Source organism: Mycobacterium sp. TH-M103, assembly GCF_057473785.1.
In genome coordinates, this window is the sequence record NZ_JBYCLG010000304.1 from 1 (window position 1) to 3,866 (window position 3,866).

A 3,866-nucleotide genomic window follows, 5' to 3' on the forward strand; every position below is an offset into this window, starting at 1 on the left:
CGAGCGGGAAGTCGACCGGGGCGCCGCGTTCGTAGCTGTTGTCGAACACCGATCCGTCACGCCCGTCGACGCCCATGTAGCAGACGGAAACCCGGGCCGTGGCAGGGACCACCGGTCCGTTGCCGGCGCGCAGGGTGTGCACCTGGGTCTGGGTGACGCTGAACGGTGTCGTCACCTTCACGAGCGGGGCCGTCGTGTCCGTGGACCCGGTGACCGCGACGCTGCCGGTGTTCCCGGCCAGGGTCCAGTCGGGCGCTGCCCCGTTGGCCGGCGCTGTGGTCGGGCACGAGCCGGCGGCGGCCGCCTCGCCCGGTCCTACAAGCGCCAGCGCGGTCGCACCGGCCGCGAGCATGACGGAGGCAGTCACCTGAGAAGACTTCACCGCCGACACGCTACAGCCACCCCATGCGTCCTTGACCGCCGCGCCCCACATCCATACGCGTGCCGGGACGCTTTATGCGCTTGGTGGCCTAGAGGCCGGCGGCATGCAGCGCGCCGATGTCGGCGGTCTCGCCACTGTGCGATGCGGTGCCGACGCTCGTGTCCGGAGCGTGCAGGCGGACCCCGGCGACGAACTGCTCCGCCGCGGCCGGCGCCGGTCCCGCACGGTCGACGATGCAGAAGGCGAACTCGTCGCCGCTGAGCCTGGCCAGGACCGCAATGCGGGGCGCCAGATCTCGCCAGCGCGCCGCGCAGCGGATCAGGTGCTCGTCGCCGGAGATGTCCGTCGGTGTCATTGATCTGTTTGAAGTTGTCGATGTCGACCGCGATGACGGTGACGGTGTACGCCGTCGACCGGGACCGCGCCAGCAGATCGGCGGTGGCGATCTCCCAGCCGGCCCGGTTGACCAGTCCCGTCAGTGGGTCGGTGCACGCCGCGGCCACCAGGGTGCGCGTCACCAGCCCGAAGGACTCGGCGGTCCCGACAATGGCGGTCACGAAGATGACGTGGTCGAGGTACAAGCTGGCCGCGTGACTCAGCTCAAGGGCCAGGACACACGCGCCGGTGAGATCAGCGCCGACCCCGCCGCCACCCGGGCATTCCTTGAGGTACTGAACCACGACATACCGCCCTCGATGCTCTACACCCCCGCCCTGGCGCTACGGGCCACCGCCCGCGCCATCGGAGAGCAACCCAGACATGCGCCGGCGACCATCAAAGAATTCATATCCACCGCAAGGCAAGGCATCCAACAAGCCCGCGGCAAAAAGCGACTGGCCGATTCGGGTCCGAACGATGAGCCGAACGTCGGCTTCGCGGCTTAGTCGAGCGCCGCCGACGGGGGAGTGCGGCCAAAATCTCATGACGGTTTCGGTTGGACAACGATACTGCAGCGCACCCGCGGGGCGATAACCAAGATCACCTGGGTGTCCTTAGCGTCTGCTGCCATGGCCGGACGGAACGATTACGGGACGCGCTGGCGCACAGTGCGTCACGCAACGGTGTCGGCATTGATGGTTGCCATTCTCGGGCTCGCCATTGCCCCCGCAGCTTATGCCGCTGCGCCCGCGGCCAGGTTGTCGGTGACATCGACGTGGCAGACCGGGTTCATCGCCCGGTTCACCGTCCTGAATCCGACCGCGGCGCCCCTCGCCGATTGGAAGCTCGAATTCGACATGCCGGCGGGACAATCCGTCACGCACACGTGGAACAGCACCATTGCGCAATATGGCACGCACTTCGTGCTCACCCCCGCCAATTGGAATCGCGTCATCGCGCCCGGTGGTTCAGCCACGGGCGGCTTGAGAGGCGTGCTGACCGGTACCTACTCGCCACCGCAGAATTGCATGCTCAACCGGCAGTATCTGTGCACCTAACGGCGACCGCGCAAACAGGATCGGCCGTCCTGAGGCCCGGAGCCGTTGCCACGCCGGGGAAACCCGTTGCGGTACATTGGCTCACTCGGCCGTACCCTGCGCCGGTCCATGACGGGTGCTCGACGGATCCAGCGCGTGGTGTAGCCGCCGTTCACGGAGATGATCAACGTCCCTGGCGTACAGAGAGAACGGCAAACGTACAGACGGTCGCGGTGTCGAGGTGATTCACCATGAGATCTGTGCTGACATGCTGCTCGGTCTCGCCGAGCTCGAGCGCACCGAGTGGGGCTGGCTGCCGCACCGACTCCCGGCTCGTGCGCGCGCGCAGTGCGACGACCCGCAGCTGCTCGGAGCCGAGGCGCAGCCGTCCGGAGTTCGGTTGGCATTACGGACGGCTGCAACGGCGATCGAGCTGGACGCGCATCGCACGCGGGTCGCGCTGACCGGCGTCCAGGTGCGGCCCGACGGCACCGTCGATCTCGTCGTCGACGACCGGCTGACGGCCCAGGCGGCAACGTACGGCGGCGACATCCTGCGCGTCGACCCGGCGACCACCTACCGAACGTCGCCATTCGGATAACTGGTTTGATGGAGGTTCCACTGGCCGCAATCGGGGGCCAGGACGTCGTTGACGTCGACTTCGAATCCTCCGACCCGAGGGCCGGGATTGGACGCCGTGCTCACGATGCGCTGGTAGAGAACAGCGGCGGGGTAGACGCGATTGCCGGACCAGGCTCGAGTTTGCCAGGCCCACCGGCGGCCGGGCGTGCTCGAAGACCCGATAACGCCATCGGCCGCGGCCCACTGACACGCATTGATGCCCCCGTAGATCCCGGTTCGTTGAACTCCAAGAACCGCGTTGATTCCACGAAACCACTGCAGCGCGAGGCGATTCCAGGTGTCGCGGCTGATGTCCTCGTCGATGGTGAAGAAAATCGGCGCACCCTGGGCCCCGCCTGCCGCGGTGTGCAGCTGCCAGGCGGTGCGCGCGTCCGCGATACCGCCGGCGTAGCCCCGCCTGAAGTCCGACGGTGCCGTCCCACCCGGCTTGCCGTATTGGTAGTTACTCACGATCACCAAGCCCGCGGCCGTCAGTGACTCGGCGTAGGGCCGCGTGATCGGCTTGGCGCCAAACGACGACCCAGGACGGGACAACGAGACGTAGTTGACCACCCCGCTATAGCCGGCAGCTCGGATGGCCTGCGCTGGAATCTGGTGCGCGGCGAAGTCGATCAGCTGGGGAGCCGAGGCGGCCGCCGTGGGCATGCCGCAGCCGACCGATGCGGCACCCAGCCCTGCCAACGCAGTGGCGTAGCGCAGCGCGTCACGCCGGGAAACCGTACCCGGTCGCCCATGGCTGGCCACCGGGGAAATATTGTGCATCGCGCGATGTTAACGATGGGTCGGCTGTCAACGGTAGGGTCCGACTTGATTACGATTTCAAATGGATACCGGGTGGTGACCCCCCGGCGATGCCATCGACCTGACGCCGACTTCGAGTGCCGCCAGAGATTGGACCCGGGGGAAATTCCCCGGCGTCAAGACTCCTCGTGGCCGCACACCTGCCATCGGGAAAAGATCCGGCCGACGCGCTTGACGACGTCACCTTGGCTGCGCGGTAGTCACAGTGATCGGCGTCGCCGCCGGCCACGGCAAGCGACTCGATGCCTCAGTGTCAGCCGATTGAGCCCAGGATCGCCCGCGCTGTGCGCTCCGCGATGAGCATCACCGGCGCGTTGGTGTTGCCGGAAATGATGGTGGGCATGGCTGACGCATCAACCACACGAAGGCCGGCCACACGGTATACGCGGCAGTCGGAGTCGAGCACTGTGACGGCCGACCGCGGGCGACCTCGGGCGTCAAAGGCTCCCATCGCGCATGTACCCACCGGATGGAAGATCGTTGTTCCGAGTTCAGTTGCTGCCCGGCATAATTCGTCATCACTTTCGAACTGTGGACCGGGAAGCAACTCCTGCGGTCGGTAGCGGGCGAGAGCCGGCGCCGCCATGATCTGCCGGGTCATGCGGAGGCCCTTCACTGCGATTAGC

Annotated in this window: 8 protein-coding genes; 4 read left to right on the top strand and 4 right to left on the bottom strand. The window is 66.9% G+C overall.

Going from position 1 to position 3,866, the window contains the following annotated elements; translation table 11 throughout:
- Positions 1-352 (bottom strand): FKBP-type peptidyl-prolyl cis-trans isomerase (locus AC2VOR_RS16995; protein ID WP_486964177.1); only part of this gene is annotated, 352 nt, incomplete at its 3' end.
- Between the two features lie 26 nt (positions 353-378).
- Positions 379-828, bottom strand: coding sequence for a diguanylate cyclase domain-containing protein (locus AC2VOR_RS17000; RefSeq protein WP_486964178.1), 450 nt, complete (start codon positions 826-828; stop codon positions 379-381).
- Between AC2VOR_RS17000 and AC2VOR_RS17005 the strand changes: the two genes are divergently transcribed.
- The 4 genes from AC2VOR_RS17005 (at position 731) to AC2VOR_RS17020 (ending at position 2,398) form a co-directional block, all read left to right on the top strand.
- Complete coding sequence (locus AC2VOR_RS17005; RefSeq protein ID WP_486964179.1) at positions 731-976, top strand: hypothetical protein; 246 nt, start codon at positions 731-733, stop codon at positions 974-976. The genes AC2VOR_RS17000 and AC2VOR_RS17005 overlap by 98 nt on opposite strands.
- On the top strand, positions 949-1,266 hold the full coding sequence (locus AC2VOR_RS17010; protein WP_486964174.1) for a hypothetical protein: 318 nt from the start codon (positions 949-951) through the stop codon (positions 1,264-1,266). Before AC2VOR_RS17005 ends, AC2VOR_RS17010 begins: the two co-directional genes overlap by 28 nt.
- A 123-nt stretch (positions 1,267-1,389) precedes the next feature.
- Positions 1,390-1,818, top strand: coding sequence for a cellulose-binding domain-containing protein (locus AC2VOR_RS17015; protein WP_369738698.1), 429 nt, complete (start codon positions 1,390-1,392; stop codon positions 1,816-1,818).
- 220 nt (positions 1,819-2,038) lie between these two features.
- Positions 2,039-2,398: a hypothetical protein gene (locus tag AC2VOR_RS17020; RefSeq protein WP_486964175.1), complete on the top strand. Its 360-nt coding sequence runs from the start codon at positions 2,039-2,041 to the stop codon at positions 2,396-2,398.
- Here AC2VOR_RS17020 and AC2VOR_RS17025 read toward each other — a convergent pair.
- Both AC2VOR_RS17025 and AC2VOR_RS17030 read right to left on the bottom strand, forming a co-directional pair.
- Complete coding sequence (locus AC2VOR_RS17025) at positions 2,374-3,201, bottom strand: DUF1906 domain-containing protein (protein WP_369738700.1); 828 nt, start codon at positions 3,199-3,201, stop codon at positions 2,374-2,376. The two genes, AC2VOR_RS17020 and AC2VOR_RS17025, sit on opposite strands and share 25 nt — an antisense overlap.
- A gap of 292 nt (positions 3,202-3,493) precedes the next feature.
- The coding region (locus tag AC2VOR_RS17030) for a GMC oxidoreductase (protein WP_486964176.1) at positions 3,494-3,866 on the bottom strand (373 nt) is incomplete at its 5' end.